General features: G+C 45.7%; 14 protein-coding genes. 8 read left to right on the top strand and 6 right to left on the bottom strand.

The features are described from left to right. The first annotated feature begins 4 nt into the window (after positions 1 to 4). The 4 genes from KIT90_RS02095 (at position 5) to KIT90_RS02080 (ending at position 5,340) form a co-directional block, all read left to right on the top strand. Positions 5 to 733: a GntR family transcriptional regulator gene (locus KIT90_RS02095; RefSeq protein WP_041056562.1), complete on the top strand. Its 729-nt coding sequence runs from the start codon at positions 5 to 7 to the stop codon at positions 731 to 733. 233 nt (positions 734 to 966) lie between these two features. After that, positions 967 to 2,331, top strand: a complete 1,365-nt coding sequence (locus tag KIT90_RS02090; protein ID WP_038894400.1) for a PTS transporter subunit EIIC — start codon at positions 967 to 969, stop codon at positions 2,329 to 2,331. Between the two features lie 52 nt (positions 2,332 to 2,383). Continuing rightward, on the top strand, positions 2,384 to 3,811 hold the full coding sequence (locus KIT90_RS02085) for a sucrose-6-phosphate hydrolase (protein WP_285374841.1): 1,428 nt from the start codon (positions 2,384 to 2,386) through the stop codon (positions 3,809 to 3,811). 410 nt (positions 3,812 to 4,221) lie between these two features. Next, on the top strand, positions 4,222 to 5,340 hold the full coding sequence (locus KIT90_RS02080) for a carbohydrate porin (protein WP_020196091.1): 1,119 nt from the start codon (positions 4,222 to 4,224) through the stop codon (positions 5,338 to 5,340). 46 nt (positions 5,341 to 5,386) lie between these two features. Here KIT90_RS02080 and KIT90_RS02075 read toward each other — a convergent pair whose 3' ends face one another. Further along, entirely contained in the window at positions 5,387 to 6,586 is a 1,200-nt protein-coding gene (locus tag KIT90_RS02075) for an MFS transporter (protein WP_285374838.1), read from the bottom strand. A gap of 91 nt (positions 6,587 to 6,677) precedes the next feature. On the opposite strand from KIT90_RS02075, the gene soxR reads away from it, so the two are divergent. Next, a complete protein-coding gene (soxR, locus tag KIT90_RS02070; protein ID WP_005441477.1) occupies positions 6,678 to 7,118 on the top strand; it encodes a redox-sensitive transcriptional activator SoxR in 441 nt (146 codons plus the stop codon). Between the two features lie 15 nt (positions 7,119 to 7,133). On the opposite strand, the gene KIT90_RS02065 is transcribed toward soxR, so the two are convergent. Next, positions 7,134 to 7,529, bottom strand: a complete 396-nt coding sequence (locus KIT90_RS02065) for a DUF2391 family protein (protein WP_005441475.1) — start codon at positions 7,527 to 7,529, stop codon at positions 7,134 to 7,136. Next, complete coding sequence (locus tag KIT90_RS02060; protein WP_020196089.1) at positions 7,526 to 8,383, bottom strand: tetratricopeptide repeat protein; 858 nt, start codon at positions 8,381 to 8,383, stop codon at positions 7,526 to 7,528. Before KIT90_RS02060 ends, KIT90_RS02065 begins: the two co-directional genes overlap by 4 nt. A 195-nt stretch (positions 8,384 to 8,578) precedes the next feature. Between KIT90_RS02060 and KIT90_RS02055 the strand changes: the two genes are divergently transcribed. Next, a complete protein-coding gene (locus KIT90_RS02055) occupies positions 8,579 to 9,052 on the top strand; it encodes an ASCH domain-containing protein (RefSeq protein WP_285374837.1) in 474 nt (157 codons plus the stop codon). Between the two features lie 53 nt (positions 9,053 to 9,105). Here KIT90_RS02055 and KIT90_RS02050 read toward each other — a convergent pair whose 3' ends face one another. From KIT90_RS02050 to KIT90_RS02040, 3 genes are all read right to left on the bottom strand, one after another. Then, positions 9,106 to 9,669 (bottom strand): GNAT family N-acetyltransferase, encoded by a 564-nt coding sequence (locus tag KIT90_RS02050; protein ID WP_045483795.1) that lies wholly within the window; start codon positions 9,667 to 9,669, stop codon positions 9,106 to 9,108. Between the two features lie 34 nt (positions 9,670 to 9,703). Beyond that, on the bottom strand, positions 9,704 to 10,291 hold the full coding sequence (locus KIT90_RS02045) for a class I SAM-dependent methyltransferase (protein WP_285374834.1): 588 nt from the start codon (positions 10,289 to 10,291) through the stop codon (positions 9,704 to 9,706). Between the two features lie 89 nt (positions 10,292 to 10,380). Next, positions 10,381 to 11,898, bottom strand: coding sequence for a phospholipase D family protein (locus KIT90_RS02040; protein WP_285374832.1), 1,518 nt, complete (start codon positions 11,896 to 11,898; stop codon positions 10,381 to 10,383). A gap of 589 nt (positions 11,899 to 12,487) precedes the next feature. Here KIT90_RS02040 and KIT90_RS02035 point away from each other — a divergent pair. Both KIT90_RS02035 and KIT90_RS02030 read left to right on the top strand, forming a co-directional pair. Then, positions 12,488 to 13,645: an efflux RND transporter periplasmic adaptor subunit gene (locus tag KIT90_RS02035; protein WP_009706355.1), complete on the top strand. Its 1,158-nt coding sequence runs from the start codon at positions 12,488 to 12,490 to the stop codon at positions 13,643 to 13,645. A gap of 13 nt (positions 13,646 to 13,658) precedes the next feature. After that, positions 13,659 to 16,817: an efflux RND transporter permease subunit gene (locus tag KIT90_RS02030; protein WP_285374828.1), complete on the top strand. Its 3,159-nt coding sequence runs from the start codon at positions 13,659 to 13,661 to the stop codon at positions 16,815 to 16,817. Positions 16,818 to 16,861: the final 44 nt, after the last annotated feature.

Here is a 16,861-nt window from a genome sequence, read left to right as displayed (position 1 = left end):
AATTATGACTGAGTTATTTGATCAAAAAAGTTTGCAGCCGCTGTACATTCAAGTCGCGGATGAATTAAAGCGCGAAATTGATAAAGGTATTTACCCTGCAGGCAGTAAGCTTCCATCGGAAAATCAACTGGTGGAGTTACTCAAAGTCAGTCGAGTGACGGTTCGGAAAGCGCTTCAACAGCTTAATGATTTGGGCTATACCTTCTCAGAAAAAGGCAAAGGAACGTTCGTTAAATCCAACAAATTGCGTCATGATTTCTTGTCCATGTCTGGTTTTGCTCAAGAAGCGGCAGGCTCAGGGTTAGAAGCTAAGAACATTGTGGATGCGTTTGAAGTGGTTCCTGCAGACGAGTTAGTCGCTGAAAAACTCAATATTGCGCAAGGTGAGCCAGTGAATTTTGCTCGTCGTTTACGTCTGATTAATGATCAGGTTGTTTCTTATGAGGAGTTTTATATTCCTCGTGTTCTTTTGCCTAATTTAACGCAACAAGACCTTGAAGGCTCAAAGTTCGAATACTTAAGTCGTCATGGTATTGAGATGGTGAAAACGCAGCAGAAATTGATCCCTGCCTTACCGGATGATGCGGCACAGAAACTGTTGGCGGTCGATAAGCTGGATCCTATCTTGATCAACCAATCTCAGAACTTCTATGAAGAACAAGGGATATACGAGTATTCCATCGTTTATTACAAGTCGAGTTTGTACGATTTTGAAATCACCGCACGAGTTTAAAGACCTTGAATTAAACGAATATTGAACGAATTGAAAAATAGCCCACCGATGTGGGCTATTTTTTTATTTATAGGTTTAATAACTAAGCAACTCCATGCATTTTGAATCAATAACAAGTGTGACGTGTGACAAAAAACGAGAATGAAAAATACAACCTGTATCTAACCTGTATTACGATAAATACAAGTTGAATACAGGTTGTTATTTCTTTGCACTCTTTGGAGACAAAAATTATGGCGCGAGATGCGAAAGTTGTAGCGAGTAAAGTGATGTCCTTGCTAGGTGGTGAGGGCAACATCGCACAACTTAATCACTGTGCAACACGACTGCGTGTTGTGGCCAAGGACGATGGACTAGTAGACGCGGAAGGACTCAGCGCGACAGAAGGAGTACACGGTTACTTCTTCCAAAACGGACAGCACCAAGTGATCTTGGGTACCGGGTTTGTGGGTAAAGTATTTGCCATTATGAAAGGCAATGAAGCGATTGAAGAAGCGCCACAAACCGAAGAGAAGAAAGACAAAGTCAGCACCTTTCAAGCAGTGACGCGTACCTTCTCTGATATCTTTGTTGCCATTATTCCAGCACTGGTTGCTACGGGTCTTTTGATGGGCTTACGTGGTTTGCTCGTCAACGGTTTTGGCATGGAGCTATCGCCACAGTTAAACACGCTTTCGCAAGTTCTGACCGACACGGCATTTATCTTTATCCCAGTTTTGGTGACTTGGTCAGCGATGCGCGTGTTTGGTGGTAACCCGGTTCTCGGTATTGTGCTCGGCCTGATGCTAGTTGCGCCACAATTAGCCAGTAAGTGGGATGTAGCCTTTGGCAACGCTGAAGCCATGATCATTCCGTTTATGGGTTTTGATATCGCAGTTACCGGTCTGCAAAGCTCTATTCTTCCTGCGGTATTTATGGGTTGGTTCGCGGCGATGGTAGAGCGCACTTCGCGTAAACACATTCCGGAAGTGTTGGACTTAATCCTCACGCCTTTCATTACCCTGTTGGTGTCTCTGATTGCTGGCTTAGTATTCGTAGGCCCACTTCTGCTTGGTATCGAGAAACTGATTACTGAGGCGGTGCTGTACTTCCTGCAAATTCCTTACGGTATCGGCGGTTTGATTTACGGTGGTGCTATTCAATTTATGGCCGTGACTGGCATGCACCACACTATCGTTCCAATCACGATTGCGATGGTGACAGACACAGGCTTCGACTACATCAACCCACTCGGTACAGCGGCGATTGCCGGTCAGTTTGGTGCGGCGATGGCGGTCATGACTATGCAAACAGACAAAGTAAAACGCTCTGGTATGTTTGGTGCGGCGCTTCCTGCACTATTTGGTATCACAGAGCCTGCCATGTTTGCGATTACGCTTCCTCGCGTTAAGCCTTTCCTATACGGCTGTGTCGGTGGTGCGATTGGTGGCTGCCTTGGTGCTATTGCAGGCATCGGCTCTGCGGGTACAGGCGCAACTATGTTACCGGGTATGTTGTTGTACCTCGGCGGCGGCCTAGGCATGTACATGCTTGTCATGCTGGTGGGCGCAGTGTCGGCGTTCGCTCTAACAAAACTGTTCTACAAAGAACCAAAGTAACTCTTTTCACTCCCGTTGTTTAGCGGGAGTGCTTTCTCTTTTTGGAGTCGTTATGGATTTTTCTAATCGCCAAAATCGATTTGTGAGAATCGATGAGGTGAGCGCGGAATATTTGGCAGACATTAAGCATAAAACGAAAACAGACCCGTTTTATCCGAGCTACCACATTGCCCCGCATCATGGCTTAGTGAATGACCCAAATGGTCTGAGCTACTTTAATGGCGAGCATCATATTTTCTATCAGTGGTTTCCACTAGGTCCTGTGCATGGTTTAAAGCATTGGTATCACGTGTCGACCAAAGACTTCGTTAACTTTAACGATCGCGGCATTGCGATGTATCCAGACCAAGATTACGACCATCACGGTTGTTATACGGGTGTGGGTGTTCCTCATAATGACGAATTGTACTTGTTCTACACCGCCAACCTTCTGAATGAAGAGGGGAAAGGCTTGCCAACACAAGCACTCGCGGTGATGAATAAACAAGGCAAGATCGAGAAAAAAGGCGTCGTAGTTGAGTTTAATTCCGATGCGTACACGCAAGAATTCCGTGATCCAGTATTAGTCACTCGCGACGACGGTTACCACATGCTGATAGGTGCTCAAGGGCATGATGAAAAAGGCAAGCTTGCTTATTATCACGGTTCCGATATCGATGATTACCACTATCAAGGCAATATTGATGTGGGACTGGGTGACTTCGGTTATATGTGGGAGTGCCCTAACTATTACGAACAAGATGAAAACGGCGTGTTTATCTTCTCTCCTCAAGGCGTAAGCTCAGAGAGTAAATATGACCTGAAGAACGTTTTCTCTGTGGTTTACATGGTGGGCGAGCGCATTGATTTCGAAAACAAAGTCTTTCTTAACCAGGGTTACCGAGAGTTGGATAAAGGTTTTGATTTCTATGCTCCTCAAACCTATCTCGATGACCAGCAGCGACGTATTCTGATTGGTTGGTTGGGTAACTCGAAAAGTGAATACCCAACCGATAAGAACCGTTGGGCGCATATGCTGACGCTACCTCGTGTCTTGACTATTGAAGGGGATTACCTCATTCAAAGCCCATTACAAGAATTGGAAGCGTTACGCAAAGATTCTGTCGAAGTCGACGGTTCACATTCGTTGGATTCTCAAGCATTTGAGGTCGATCTTCATGTTGATGGCGCTTTCTCTTTGGCTCTATCCAATCAGAAAGGTGAGCGAATGGTATTTAGTGGTGATCAACATGAGTTCACCCTAGATCGAACTCATGTTTCTCATTTGCATGCCGAGGCGTTTGGTTCCGTTCGTTATGCCAAGCGACTTGAACAAGCACAGCGCATTCGTATCTTCGTGGATAACTCTGCCATCGAGATTTTTGCCGACAGTGGTAAGACGGTTTTCACCTCGCGGATCTTTATTGATGATCTGTGCAACATCGAGCTCAAACAGGCTCAAGCAACACTGCATTACTTGTCCCCGATCTCATACTGCTAGCAGTTTCGGATTGGTTTTTGGCCACCAACTTGGTGGCCTTTTTTGTGCCTGCTATTTAGCAATGAAATTGATTCATAAATTTTGTGATATCTGTCATGTCACAATGCTCATATGAATGAGTTTGATTTCTATCAATTTCACTCAAAAAATTGCTTTAAAATCCGATAATTATAAATTTTTATATTTAAGTTGCTGTAATTAAAGGTAAATAATCAAAGATCTAAAATCGTGATCTTGTCTGGCAAAAACGGTTTAGCAATATTGTTTTGCTGATTTTGTTGATCAAGAATTAGCCCCGTCCACTGCTAATGATCGGCCAGTTAATTAGCAGTTCTTTTTTGTCCATAGCTACACATAAGCCCTCCTTTAAGGCGGGCAAACTATTAAAAAATACAAATATAGGGGTTCACATGAACAACACTTTTAAGCTTTCGCTAGCGGCTGTTTTAGTATCAACAGCAATGACTGCAAACGCAGGTATCAGTATCGTTGACAACGAAGAAGGTAACTTCTCGGTTGGCGGTAACGTAGAGCTAAACTTCAACTTTGAAGATCGTGAATCAAACGCCAATGACGACAGCGAATTCAACCAAGACGGTCGCGTACTTATCGAGTTTGCGGGTGAAAAGTACACCAGCAACGGTCACTATGTGGGTGTCAAAGCACAGCCTCTTTTTGAAAGTACAGGCAACATCGCATTGGATGACGCGTACTTTGAATTTGGTAAGAAAGACGGTTGGGCGATTAAAGCGGGTCGTTTCGAAGCTTATGATATGTTCCCTGTGGGCCTAGACGTATTCCTTGAGTATTCAGGCGATACGGCGAATGACCTATACGCAGACGGTGCGGCATACTCTTACCAAATGAAAGAAGCGCGCGGTCGTGGTTCTGATGGTCAGATCATGTACAACCAAACATTCGGCAACTTATATGTAGAAGTTGGTGCGATGTTGGGTGACCGTTCTAACTTATTTGATGGCGGCGTTGGTGGTTATTACCACGGTAAAGAAATCACAGAAAGCAAAGATGCGTTCCTACTACGCCCTGTCGTTGCTTACCAAATGGGTGATTTCACAGTCGCAGCATCGATGGAGACTAACCTAGTTTCTGACGCTATTGTTGCTGATGGCGTGGACATCTCAGATCGTACGGGTTACGGCTTAACAGGTAACTGGACAAGCGGTGATTGGTCTGTGAACGCAAGTGTTTCTTACCTAGATGCAGTAGACGAGAACAACATGTCGGCAGGTGTGAACGCATTGTGGAATAACCTAGGTCTTGGTTACATCTACTCAACGAACGAATTCGAAAACAAAGAATTTTCTTCTTGGGCGGAAGGTGACGTAAACGTATCAACTTGGTACGCTTCTTACGCATTCCGTGATGTACTAGAAGTTCAGGATTTCTCAATCCTATTAGGTACTTACTACACTATGGTCGACAACAAGCTGACGCAGCAATCGGATGCAACTGCCTTTGCTGAAGAAGACGATTTCGGTGCGCGTGTTCGCCTATACTACGAATTCTAATTCCTCCCTTTGGAAGCCAAAAGCCCAGCGATTGCTGGGCTTTTTGTTATTGGCTTATTGCAAGTTGGCCATCGCCATTCATTTTATGATTCAAATACCACATCACACAGACTGCCATCGCCATGGTGCCAGCCGCCAGAATGAAGCCATACTCGGTCAAGCCATAGTGGCTCAACATCGCAATAACAACATAACTTAAAGATTGCACGGTAGTGGCGAACATGCTGATTCCGCCGTCGACTCGCCCTCGTTGATGGACAGAGACAGTGTGGTGCATCCAATTGATTCTTGCGATTCGATTCAACGCGTTAAATGTGCCAAAGAGCGCAGTAAACATCAGAATGGTCAGTGGATGTGCGGATAAGCTCATGCCAATTAAAGCAATCACTAGCACGCTCATCGATACGACAATAATGCTGGTGTGACCAAACTGGTTCAGTACCTTGGTAACGATAAGTCCGGTTAGTAATGAACCCAAGCCAAAGCTGATGTTAAACCCAGCGTACCAATCACCCGAGATACCTTGCTCCGAGAACCAAATAGGCACCAATTTTCCAAGGTAAGTCAGAATGGGATAAGACAGGCAGGACAGCAAAATGAAAGCGTAAAAGGTCGGCTCTTTAGCAAAGATTTGCTTGCTCTCTTTTAACTGCGACATAAAGGCAACAGTGTGAGCGTCTCTGATTTGTTGCACGTACGGCGTGGCCATATAGAAAAGGGCGGCGATAGAAGAAGCGGAGGCAGCAAACAAAGCAAACTCCCTCATTCCCCACATCTCTAACAACACGATACCTAGCGCGCCAGCGCCCAGCGTGGTCGATTGCATCACGATTTCTTGCTGACCGGAAATTTTGGCGTATTCATGGCGTTGATAGTTCTCTTGGGTGAAAGCATTATTGGTTGTCCATGCGAAGTTACTGGATACCCAATAGACCAATTGTGCAAACGCTAACAACCAATGTGAGCCAAGCTCAAGCCAGTACGCGACAAAAATGATGAACGCCATAACAGCTTGTAACCATTGATTGAGCACGAGTAACTGCTTTCTTGAATGGCGGTCGATAAGAGTAGAGAAGAAAGGCGTAGCCAAGAAAAAAACTGCAGTACAAGAGAGTGAGACCAAAGCAACAAAGGTTCCCATCCCCGGTTCAGCCAGCATTACCCATGGAAGTGCCATCATGAATAATCCCGAAGAAATGCTATCGAAGAATCGCCCAGCCAAGTAGGGCAGCGTTTTATTTTTCATCGTTTTTATCTGCTTAATTTGTTAACGTGGTGTAACTTTAGAACCTTAAGTAAACTTGAGGTAAAGCGTTTTTTTAAACAAGAGGTCAGAAATGGAAATCAGCGTAGGCGAGGTGGCAAAGCGCTCTGGAGTGAAGGTATCAGCGCTGCACTTTTATGAGCAGAAGGGATTGATTTCAAGCTGGAGAAATCAAGGTAATCAACGTCGCTACCATCGCAGCGTACTTCGTCGTGTGGCTGTGATCAAAGCAGCGCAGCAAGTTGGATTGTCGTTAGAAGAGATCAAAGTGGCATTAGAAGAGCTGCCCAAGCATCAAGCACCAAACAAGCAGCAATGGGAAACCATGGCCAGTCATTGGCATGAGCAGTTAGAACAAAAGATTCAAAAGCTCAAAGCGCTACAAAACGATTTGGGAGGTTGTATTGGTTGCGGGTGTCTCTCACTAGAAACTTGTGCATTAAGAAACCCTGAAGATGTGCTTGGTAAAGATCATGCTGGTTCGAATCTGACTCTCGACGAACAAGAGTCATAACAACGGCTGAGCTGGTTATTCCTTATCGAAGCTATCCACCACAATCGCGCCCATTGAAGCGGGCATGGTAATCACAATCACTCGTTTGAGGGCGATAAGTGGGTCGGTGAATAAAGGAAGTTTGTTGATGCAGAATAGCACTAAAGCCACCACCACAGCGGCGATGAAGTAGGCAATTACCACACGAAAGATGAAAACGGCAACGCGCGTTTTTATGTTGCTTTGAAATACGCTTTGATAAGCGAAAAAACCTAAGAAGAGTACCGACAAGCTGAATAGCATCAGCAAATTCAACATCGGCAAGCTTTCACCCAAGCGCCACGCTTCTTCCGAGAAAGAAATTGGGACGGCGAGAGCAAAAGCGCCAACTAAAACTTGGCTGGCATCTTCGAGGTTAAAGTGGCTGCTCATGCTTGAGACTCAGGCGTGCTGCTTGCTAAGAGCTGCTCAAAGCGCTCATTGCCGTGAAGCAGCTCGAGATCTTGTTCTTCCGCTAACAGATCGCGAATGGAAGGGCTGGTATCAATCGCACGCTCTAAGTCTTCAATCGCTTGCTCTTCAATCCCTAAACGAGAGTAGGCACAAGCGCGTTGGTAAAGGGCTGGGCCGTTCGTATCGTCCACTTCCAGAACTCTGTTACATAAGCTCAGTGCCCAGTGGTACTCTTTGATCTCCATAGCAGCGTCGGCTTTGTAAGTCAGCGCTTCTAAATCACCAGGGCGAACAAGCAAAATTTCATCGTAGATATCGATGCGTTGTTCCGGAGTTTGTGAGCTTTGTGCACGAAGCCATAAGTTATGGATTTCGTTGATCTTCTCAATCTCTTTGTTGTTCTCGCTGATGATGCGGGTTTTACGTTTCAAGTCACGCTCCAACGCCACGAACTTTTTCTCATATTCCTGAGCGATCTTTTCTAATCGCTTGTCTGCCATCTCTTTGGTGTTGTGCTTAAACTCGCGCAGAGATTGCCAACCAACAAAAGCAATGAGTGAAGCGACACCCGCAATGATGTAGAAGAAGTAGGTAACCGTCACGTTAGCGTAGTTCAAAGATTTATCAGCCACCGTTAACTCACGGTCGGTGATTTCAACAATCATTCTTCGTTCTAAATCCTGTTGTTCCTGACGCAGCGACTTCAACTCATCAAGGATATAACGCTCCATTAATGGTCTGTCTAAAAGGTCGGATTCTGAGTACTTTTCTTCGGATGCAAGAGTTGGAAAGGAGAGCAGAGCAGCGAAGAAGATGCCGATGATTAAGCGCATAGAACGTCCTTTTGCGTCGAGAATGGATGAATCTCTGAAACCATAGCAAATACAGACAAGGTTTAGCAAAAATCAGATGAAAAATGCTTGTTTTATAAAGCGTTCTGATGGGCTCGTATCTTGTTCTTTTGATCATGAATGGATACTCTTTCCGGTTAGTAAAGCGATGGAAAAGCAGAACCAAGGAACAGAAGTATGGACGCCAAAGCACAAGCTTATCTTACCCATTATATGGAGACGCTCTCTGAACAAGAGCAAGCAGCGATTCCCTCCGTAAGCGCTGATTATTATTGTGCTGACGAGTACAACGCTAATACTTGTGCTGAGCTAGTGAGAATTGGCCAGAAAACGGCCTCTTGCAGTATGGAACTCTGGTACAGCGAACACGGAGAGGTGATGCCTCAAGTGGGGCACTTACAAGTGGTGACCAATTGGGACGGCGAACCTGTTTGTATTATTCAAATCACAGACATCAGCACCTGCCGATATTCGGACGTGAGTGAAGAGTTTGCCCAAGCTGAAGGGGAGGGCGACCGCACAATAGCTTGGTGGCGAGAAGCGCACACTAAATTCTTTAAAGCGGAATGTGAAGAGCTTGGCATCGATTGGCATGAGCAACGTTTGTTGGTGCTTGAGCGGTTTGAAGTGGTTTACCCTATATCCAAGTAACCCAACTAAAAAGGCTTGGCGCGTTGCCAAGCCTTTTCACTAAATATGATGATTTACGCTAATTGTTCTTGGCTATAGAGCCGTTGGATCAGCGTTTGCCATTCTTCTCTTAATACGCCGTATTTGATGGAGTCGTAGTACTCGCCTTGGTAGTAACGCACTTTACGAATCCGGGCTTCCTGTTGCATGCCAAGCTTTTCTGCGCAACGCATCATTCTTGGGTTACCAGACCATGTTGTTAAACCCACTCGTGCTATGTCTTGGGTTTCGAATATATGGCTAATCCAAGGTACGAGCGCACAAAATCCCAATCCTTTATTCCAATAGTTCGAATCGTAAATGACGATGCCAGCTTCAAGCCAACGAGTGCTCTCACATTCCCAATACCAACTCACTGAGCCGACGGGCTTACCTTCGAACTCAATCAATAACATGTCCTCGCCTTTCAGTAGGCGTTGAAAGGTGTGGTTACGAAAGCCTTCTAATGTTGGTGTTTGATAAGGGAAGTAAGGACCATTGAATTGCGCCCAGCGTTCATCCTCAGTGATGAGCTTATAGAGCGCTTTGGCTTCTTCCGGAACGGCTCGCCTTAATGTGACGCCTTGGAAATGGTACATAACACTCCTTTTAGTAACGAATAAGAGTAACGAATTAACGTTTGACCGCAGTGACGCTGAACATGTGCCAATGTTTTGCGTTGCCGAGAGCAGTGCTGCCATCTTCATCCCGCTCATGAAAGTGGAGAATGTCATATCCTTCAAACAATGCTTCGACTTGCTCTTTGGTAAACGCACTGATGTCTGGATGCGTTTTGGCTTTGACCCAAGAATCTTTCACGCCCAGTAAATCCCCACAAAAAACACCACCGGAGACTAAGGCTGAGTCGATTCTTTGCCACACGTTTTCAAAGTGCTCACTAGGGCAAAAGAACAAACTCGCACTGGCAATGAACAAGCTGCATGGCGGGTAATCAAAGTCACTAAAGCAAGACTGCGATATGGAAAAGTTAGGATTGCCTTCGAAACGCGTCAAGCAAGTTTCCACTGCATCTTGATGAGTGTCAAACGCGTAAACGGTAAAGCCTTGATTGAGGAGGTAGTTGGAATCTCGACCGGTACCGCATCCTGCATCAATGGCGATTTTGTTGTCGAGCGTAAGCAGATTGGCGGCACGTTCTACGTTTGGTCGGTGAGGTTGGCTCGCAACCTTTTGATAGTAATCGTTCCATGTTACTGACATTGAGATTCCTTTCTTATGTGTAAAAAACGCTACTCAGTGCCTGAATAGCGTTTTGATTTAGTTTTGTTGACTTTATCCTCGAAGGGAAGTTACAGCTGATCCTCGATTGGCAGAATGCCCGAGAACCAAGCGCCCATTTTTCGCCACACGCTGGCTTCTGGCTCTGAATCGAATTCTTCGCCTGTTGCTTGATCAATCCATGCGATATCACCATCTTTGATGATGAGTTGATAGGCATTTTCTTTCAACTGCTCTGGCAAAACGGTTTGTTGTTTTTGCACGTACTCTGGTTGCTCTATAACTACGCCCATCTCTGTATTAAGCTCAGCCGAACGCGGATCCCAGTTCATCGAACCTACAAACAAGGTTTTCCCATCGATCATCATGGCTTTGGCGTGCAGACTCGCTCGGCTGCTACCGGTTAAGCTCCATTTGCTTTTGATTTTCGCGCTGGCTTTTACTTCCCATAATTTAATGCCTGCTTTGACCAAATCTTCACGGTACTTGGCGTACCAACCGTGCACAGCGAACACATCGTTTGATGCCAAGCTATTGGTCACGATGGTGATATCTATCCCTCGTTTTGCTGCATCAGTCAGAGCTTTTGTTCCGGATTCTGTTGGCACAAAGTAAGGGGAAATTAGAACAAAAGAATCTTCAACGTTCTCAAGGAGTTCACCTAAGTTTGCGACCAGTTGGCTTTCTTGAGTGGCAATCTTATCGGGTAAATCGAACCACACTTGGCCTTGTCCCCAATACAGTTTCAGTTTGCCTTGTTGGAGCTCCTCGTACAGGTCTAACTCTTTGAAGTTATAGGGACCGGTAGAAAACTTCTGTTCCAATTTGAGTTTTTTTACTTGCGCTTGAATCGCATCGTCTGCCACTTTTTCAGACTCAGGCACAATCCATTCCATTGGGATGGCATAGAGACTATTCCAATACAAATCGAATTGGTCAGCAGTTTGCGTCACGGCCTCGCCATAAAGCATCAAATCGAAATCACCAAACTCGACATTGGACTCGAAAGAGAAGTATTCATTGCCAATGTTTCTGCCGCCGACAATGGCAGACACACTATCGGAAATCAGAGCCTTGTTGTGCATGCGACGATTAAGGCGGTCAAAATCACTTGCCAGTGCAAATACACGTGCATCTCGATATTGGTGCGGGTTAAACAGTCGGATTTCGATGTTTGGGTGAGCGTTCAGTTCTGCCATTCCTGCATCATTTCGCTTTTGCATGTCATCGAGAAGTAGGCGAACGCGTACGCCACGTTGTGCTGCTTCATACAAACGCCACGTCATTAGTTGACTGGTCTCGTCACTGCGATAGATGTAGTACTGCAAATCTAGGCTTTTTTCGGCAGATTCAATCAGTGCTATTCGAGCTAATAGCGCGTCGTTTCCCTGATTAAGAGGGTAAAAGCCAGTATCTGAGTTAGGGTCTTTGTCGTAACTTTCAAAGAACTCTGCCAACGATGAGTCGCTTTGATATCCGAACTGAAAACTGGTGGATTTCTCACTTGGATCTCTTGGCTGAATTGAGGAACAAGCCGAGACAAGTACAAGCATTGAACCGAGTAAGGCTTTAGAGAGAGAACGTAGCAATGCACACTTCCTTGTTAATACACAACGTAACTCTTTGATTATATATCAAGCTTTAAATCTGGGTAACGCGAGTGATTGTAGCCAAGTCGCAGATTTCTCAATAAAGCAACCGAATCTGAATGACTCGATATGGTTTTTGGAAAGCATATTATTCGGGCGGACAATATCATGTTTTTTACTTATGTTTTACTCAGAAATGGTCAATATCACTAATATCTGGTGGTAATTACCAACACTGCACTGAGAGAAATTACCAATTTAACCTAACTTATTGATATTTAAAGAGTAAACGTTTGGCATGACGATTGCGTATAAACAGTGAGCGTGAGAGGTCGTAACTTGCGGAGATGGTTAAGTTTTTGTTAATTTTATTAACTTGCCATGGATAGTTCTTTTGTGATTGATAATCGCGAAACACAGCAGAAGCACGGCGCTCTTATAAAGTTGTCTATTTCAGATGCAAACACTCACTGTTTGTCCACGGGGAGTAGGAGATTGGGTTATCGAACGTTCCGTTTGTTAATTCAGCTCTAAGGCGAAGGCCTGACGGGGATGAACAGGAGAATACAAAAATAAAAAAGGATTTTTGATGTTAGCAAAACCAGTATTACGTTGGCTTTTACCCTTCGTCGTAGTTGGTGGTTCTTATGCGGGTTATGCCGCGATTGCCGCTACTGCGCCCGAAAAAGAGTCAATCAAAGACACCATTACTGAACCCACAGTACAAACTTCTTCACTTTTTCCTACCGATCACAAAGTTGTTATCACCAGTCACGGTGAAATGCGTCCATTCGAAAAAACGCACCTAGCAGCGCAAGTTAGCGGCGAAGTGATCAGTTGGCACCCAAATTTTGTGACGGGTGGAATCGTAAAGCGTGGTGAAGTGTTATTCACGATTGAAAGTGATAACTACGAAGCGGCCGTTCTACAAGCAGAAGCGGGCTTGGCAAGTGCACGTGCTGCGTTGATCGAGGAACAAGCCAAAGCGGAAGTCGCAAAACGCCAAGCGAAAAAGTTAAGCGACAAACAAGTCACAGACCTTTACCTACGTAAGCCCCATGTCTTGAGTGCTCAGGCGCAAGTTAAGTCTGCTCAAGCTGCGTTGAAGCGAGCTAACCGTGACCTAGAAAACTGTAAAGTGATTGCGCCATATGATGCGCTTGTTGTTGAGCGTGATATCGGTGTGGGGCAGTTTGTCTCTTCCGGCTCTCGCGTTGCAACCTTGAACAATATCGAAGTGGCGGAGATCCACGTTCCTATCGCTGGTTTTGACAGCGCATTCCTTCCTGAATCTTTGAAAGAGCTACGTGCGACTGTAACGCAGCAAGGCATTCTATCGACCACTCGTGAAGGTAAAGTCGTTCGCGATCTCGGCATGATCGACAGTGCGACGCGCATGATCAATATGGTGATTCAAGTTCGTGACCCATATGGTCTAGACAACAATCAACCACCGATTAAGTTTGGTTCATACGTTGAAGTGAGCTTTACTGGCAAAGAACTCAAGCACATTTATCGTCTGCCTCAGGAGCTAGTTAAGAACCGCACCGTTTGGGTCGTGAATGGCGAAAACGAACTGCAACCGAGAACGGTTAATGTACTTCGTGCAGAGGGTGAGTTCCTACTTGTGGGAGAAGGTCTTGAGCAATCAGACAAGCTCGTTCTGACGTTACCTGAGTACCCGCAAAAAGGCATGGCTGTCCAAGTCGCAAAAAAGAATGACGACTCCGAAACCGTCGTACAGTAAGTAGGAGTCAATCATGGAAGAGAATCAACAAAAGGGCATCATTGCCTATTTTGCGAATAACTCTGTCGCCGCGAACCTAATGATGGTGTTCATCATCGTGATGGGTATCGTGAGCTTCATGTTCATTCAACGACAAATGTTCCCGAACGTTGAAGTTAATTACATCAACATTCGAGCGGCTTATCCTGGTGCCTCTCCGCAAGAGATTGAAGAGAGTATCTTGGTTAAAGTCGAAGAATCGATCAAAGACGTCACTGGCATCAAAAAGACCGTGGCACGAGCTTCTCGAGGCAGCGCTTACGTATCGATAGAAGTAGATGTGAATGCCGACATCAAACGTGTATTGGACGATGTAAAGCAACGGGTAGACACCTTATCCAATTTGCCGGCAGGCATGGAACCCATCAACGTTTATCAAGTGGAATGGCGACAAGAGGTGATAGAAATGGGCTTGGTGGGCGATAGACCACTGGAAGAGCTCAAACCTATTGCGAAACAAGTTGAAGACGAATTACTGCAACTGAAAAATGTCATGCTGGTGGATCTTAATGCACCAGAAGAAGAAATTGCTATAGAAGTTGATCCGCTGATTCTTCGTAAATATGACTTAACGCTAAGTAATGTGAGCAACGCGATTCGTCGTTACTCTGCGAACTTTTCTGCTGGTGAAGTAAAAACCAACGCAGGTATGATCGCAGTACGTATTGAGAACCAATACTACCGTGGTGATGAGTTCCGCAATATCCCTGTTAAGCTTGGCGCAAACGGTGCAAAAGTTCTGCTACAAGACATCGCAACGATTAAAGACGGCTTCACCGAAGAAGATCGTTACTTCGAATACTCGGGTCAAAACGCGATCTACATGGCGGTTCAAGCCACGCGTGATCAAAACATCATCCCAGTTGCTGAATCCGTTCGTAACTACATCGAAGCAAAGAACAAAACCTTACCTGATGACATTCAACTGAAAGTTCTCGTCGATATGACCTACTACCTAAATGGTCGTCTCGACATGATGCTGAAGAACCTTCTTCAAGGTGCCGCGTTGGTTGCAATCATGCTCTCGGTATTCCTTCGTTTCCGCTTAGCAATGTGGGTAATGTTGGGGCTACCAGTGTGTTTCTTAGGCGCAGTAATGATGATGCCAATGCTAGGTATCACCGTGAACATTGTGTCTTTGTTCGCCTTTATCATGGTGCTCGGTATCGTGGTGGATGACGCCATCGTAACCGGAGAAAGTGCCTACAGTGAGATCGAAGAAAAGGGTGGTGGTGTTGAGAACGTTGTGACGGGTGTTAAGCGTGTCGCGACTCCGGCTACCTTTGGTGTGTTAACCACGATAGCGGTGTTTGCCCCATTCCTACTCTCAAGTGGGATTGATAGTGCCTTCTTCTACGGCATTGCGGGTGTGGTGATCCTGTGTCTTATCTTTAGCTTGATAGAATCTAAGCTGATCTTGCCGGCTCACTTAGCTCACACCAACTTTACGCCAATAAAAGCAGGCGGTTGGCGTGATAATTTCAACAGGCGTTTCTTCGGCTTTGTTAATGGTCCTTACCGCAGCTTCGTTAAGGCTTGTACCCATTGGCGTTGGACCGTTTTTGCTTTCTTTTGTGGTTTGTTACTGATTAGTGCTGCTTTAGTTAGCTCGAACTACGTGCGTGTGATTCCAAACCCGAAAGTACCAACGGATTATCCGGCGATTACGATTGAGATGAATGACACGGTATCGAGCGAGCAAACCATCAATGCGTTAAAAACCATTGAAGGCGTGATACAGAAAATCGAAAACCAGATCATTGATGAGCATGGTCAGGGGATGATTCGGGATGTGCTTTCTTACAACCGCAGCCGTACTGAAGGTCGTATTCTTGTGCCGCTTGTGGATGAAGAACTGCGTCCATTCAATACCTTTGAACTTGCACGTCGCTGGCGTGAGGCAATGCCAGTTATTCCGGGCATGAAGAGCTTTAAGATCCGTGAGCAAAGTGCAGGTGGCGGTGACCGCGACGAGTTTGGTTACTTGCTGTTTGGTTCGGACATTAACGAGCTAAACGAAGCAGGTCGTTACCTGATTGGTCGACTTCAGCAAGAGGAAGGTCTGTACGATATCTCTTCCTCTATCGATTCTGGTAGTAAAGAGGTACTGCTATCACTAGCTCCTGTTGCTTATGATTTGGGCTTGGATCTCACCATGATCGCAGAGCAAGTCGGTGGCAGTTTCTACGGCGGCGAAGCGCAGCGCATTATCCGTGATGGCGAAGAAATTAAGGTCATGGTGCGTTACCCGCAATTGACGCGTGAAGCCTTCTCATCACTACGTTACGCTGTGATTACCACGCCAGCAGGTAAGAAGGTCATGCTTGGCGATGTGGTGAAGATCAACGAGCAACCGGGTGTGAGTACCATTCGACGTGAAGGTGGTTATCAAACCGTTTATGTGTATGGCTCGATAGATGAAGAGTTGGTTGAACCTCAAGAAGTCGTGAAAGTTATCGACGACAACATCTTGCCGGATATGAAGCAAGCCTTCCCAAGTGTGAAAACGGAATTGGGTGGTGACATCGAAGAGCAAGCTGCGCAGCGGAACGAGCAAATCATGTTCTTCATTGCAGGCATGATCATCGTATACATCTTGCTGGCTGTGCCACTTAAGAGCTACACCCAACCGCTTATCGTCATGTCGGTGATTCCGTTTAGCTTAACGGGGGCGATTTGGGGACACTTCTGGCTGGATATGGACATCAGCATGATGTCGACATTTGGTTTAATTGCGGCAGCGGGTGTGGTTATCAATGACTCCTTGGTGATGACAGATTACGTTAACCAAGTGCGAGAAAAAGGCATGAGCATTAAGCAAGCGGTTGTTGAGGCTGGCTGTGCTCGTTTTCGAGCGATCACGCTGACGTCTATTACCACCTTCGCTGGTGTACTTCCTATCATGTTTGAAACCAGCTTGCAGGCGCGTTTTGTTATCCCGATGGCGGTCGCGCTTGGTTTTGCCGTTCTGTTTGCAACTGTCCTTACCTTGGTTCTGGTGCCTTGTTTGTACCTGATGCTAGAGGATATTAAAAACATCTTCCGCATTGTTAAACGATTCTTTGGTCGTTTGATAGGTAAATTCAAATCACAGTCATCAAACACTGTCGGCAACGAAAGCACGCAAAACTAGTTTCACCTAAAGCGAAAATCCAAAGCAGCCTTCGGGCTGCTTTT

This window comes from Vibrio sp. B172a (assembly GCF_030248355.1).
GTDB lineage: Bacteria > Pseudomonadota > Gammaproteobacteria > Enterobacterales > Vibrionaceae > Vibrio > Vibrio owensii.
Note: the sequence above shows the minus strand (reverse complement) of the source record. Positions and strands in the feature narration are given on the sequence as shown.

What these genes read in the sequence shown, in the direction of transcription:
- KIT90_RS02075 (WP_285374838.1), bottom strand. Translation starts at nt 6,586, where the DNA reads ATGAAAAATAAAACGCTGCCCTACTTGGCTGGGCGATTCTTCGATAGC.
- KIT90_RS02045 (WP_285374834.1), bottom strand. Translation starts at nt 10,291, where the DNA reads ATGTCAGTAACATGGAACGATTACTATCAAAAGGTTGCGAGCCAACCT.
- KIT90_RS02080 (WP_020196091.1), top strand. Translation starts at nt 4,222, where the DNA reads ATGAACAACACTTTTAAGCTTTCGCTAGCGGCTGTTTTAGTATCAACA.
- KIT90_RS02060 (WP_020196089.1), bottom strand. Translation starts at nt 8,383, where the DNA reads ATGCGCTTAATCATCGGCATCTTCTTCGCTGCTCTGCTCTCCTTTCCA.
- KIT90_RS02055 (WP_285374837.1), top strand. Translation starts at nt 8,579, where the DNA reads ATGGACGCCAAAGCACAAGCTTATCTTACCCATTATATGGAGACGCTC.
- KIT90_RS02030 (WP_285374828.1), top strand. Translation starts at nt 13,659, where the DNA reads ATGGAAGAGAATCAACAAAAGGGCATCATTGCCTATTTTGCGAATAAC.
- KIT90_RS02035 (WP_009706355.1), top strand. Translation starts at nt 12,488, where the DNA reads ATGTTAGCAAAACCAGTATTACGTTGGCTTTTACCCTTCGTCGTAGTT.
- KIT90_RS02095 (WP_041056562.1), top strand. Translation starts at nt 5, where the DNA reads ATGACTGAGTTATTTGATCAAAAAAGTTTGCAGCCGCTGTACATTCAA.
- KIT90_RS02090 (WP_038894400.1), top strand. Translation starts at nt 967, where the DNA reads ATGGCGCGAGATGCGAAAGTTGTAGCGAGTAAAGTGATGTCCTTGCTA.
- soxR (WP_005441477.1), top strand. Translation starts at nt 6,678, where the DNA reads ATGGAAATCAGCGTAGGCGAGGTGGCAAAGCGCTCTGGAGTGAAGGTA.
- KIT90_RS02085 (WP_285374841.1), top strand. Translation starts at nt 2,384, where the DNA reads ATGGATTTTTCTAATCGCCAAAATCGATTTGTGAGAATCGATGAGGTG.
- KIT90_RS02065 (WP_005441475.1), bottom strand. Translation starts at nt 7,529, where the DNA reads ATGAGCAGCCACTTTAACCTCGAAGATGCCAGCCAAGTTTTAGTTGGC.
- KIT90_RS02050 (WP_045483795.1), bottom strand. Translation starts at nt 9,669, where the DNA reads ATGTACCATTTCCAAGGCGTCACATTAAGGCGAGCCGTTCCGGAAGAA.